The organism is Puniceibacterium confluentis (genome assembly GCF_007923445.1).
Classification (GTDB): Bacteria; Pseudomonadota; Alphaproteobacteria; order Rhodobacterales; family Rhodobacteraceae; genus Puniceibacterium; species Puniceibacterium confluentis.
This window is the reverse complement of record NZ_VOJI01000081.1, coordinates 1-1,138: the sequence shown is the minus strand read 5'-3', so window position 1 is coordinate 1,138 and position 1,138 is coordinate 1. Positions and strand designations below refer to the sequence as shown.

The 1,138-nt window shown below is 63.6% G+C and carries 1 protein-coding gene; it reads left to right on the top strand.

Annotated features, from left to right (window positions below; all coding sequences use genetic code 11):
• Window positions 1-2 precede the first annotated feature (2 nt).
• Window positions 3-1,127 carry a GDP-mannose 4,6-dehydratase gene (gene gmd, locus FOY53_RS22620; protein ID WP_146592535.1) on the top strand — a complete coding sequence of 375 codons (1,125 nt, stop codon included), beginning with the start codon at window positions 3-5 and terminating at the stop codon, window positions 1,125-1,127.
• Window positions 1,128-1,138 lie beyond the last annotated feature (11 nt).

Sequence of the window (1,138 nt, the reverse complement as noted above, 5' to 3'; positions counted from 1 at the left end):
GTATGCGCAAAAAGGCCCTTATCACAGGTATCACGGGGCAGGACGGCTCCTATCTGGCGGAATTCCTTCTGGAAAAGGGCTATGAAGTCCACGGCATCAAGCGCCGCGCCTCGCTGTTCAACACCCAGCGTATCGACCACATCTATCAGGATCCGCACGAAAGCCGCCCGCTGCTCAAGCTGCATTACGGCGATCTGACCGACAGCTCGAACCTGACCCGGATCCTGTCCGAAGTGCAGCCTGACGAGGTCTACAACCTCGGCGCCCAAAGCCATGTCGCCGTCAGCTTCGAGGCCCCGGAATACACCGCGGATGTCGATGCCATCGGCACCCTGCGCCTGCTCGAGGCGATCCGGTTCCTGGGGCTGGAGAAGAAGACAAGGTTCTACCAGGCCTCGACCTCGGAGCTCTATGGCCTGGTGCAGGAGATCCCGCAGACCGAGACCACGCCGTTCCACCCGCGCAGCCCCTATGCGGTGGCCAAGATGTACGCCTACTGGATCACCGTGAACTACCGCGAGGCCTATGGCATGTATGCCTGCAACGGCATCCTGTTCAACCACGAGAGCCCGCGCCGCGGCGAGACCTTCGTGACCCGCAAGATCACCCGCGGTCTGGCCAACATCGCCCAGGGGCTCGAGGATTGCCTCTACATGGGCAACATCGACGCGCTGCGCGACTGGGGCCATGCCAAGGACTACGTGCGCATGCAGTGGATGATGCTGCAGCAGGACGCGCCGGAGGATTTTGTCATCGCCACCGGCGTGCAGTACACCGTGCGCCAGTTCATCACCTGGTCGGCGGCGCATCTGGGCATCACCCTGGAGTTCAGGGGCGAGGGCATCAACGAGACCGCGGTGATCGCCGGGGTCGAGGGCGACAAGGCCCCCGGGGTCAAGGTCGGCGATGTCATCCTGCGCATCGACCCGCAGTATTTCCGCCCCGCCGAGGTCGAGACCCTGCTCGGCAGCCCGGTCAAGGCCAGGGAAAAGCTCGGCTGGACGCCCAAGATCACCACGCAGGAGATGTGCGAGGAGATGGTCGCCGAGGACCTCAAGTCCGCACAGCGCCACGCCCTGCTCAAAGAGCACGGCTTTGCCCTGCCGGTCTCTCTGGAAAACGGGTGAGCGACATGCGC

Coding starts and splice junctions, on each gene's coding strand:
- gmd (WP_146592535.1), top strand. CDS start 3: ATGCGCAAAAAGGCCCTTATCACAGGTATCACGGGGCAGGACGGCTCC.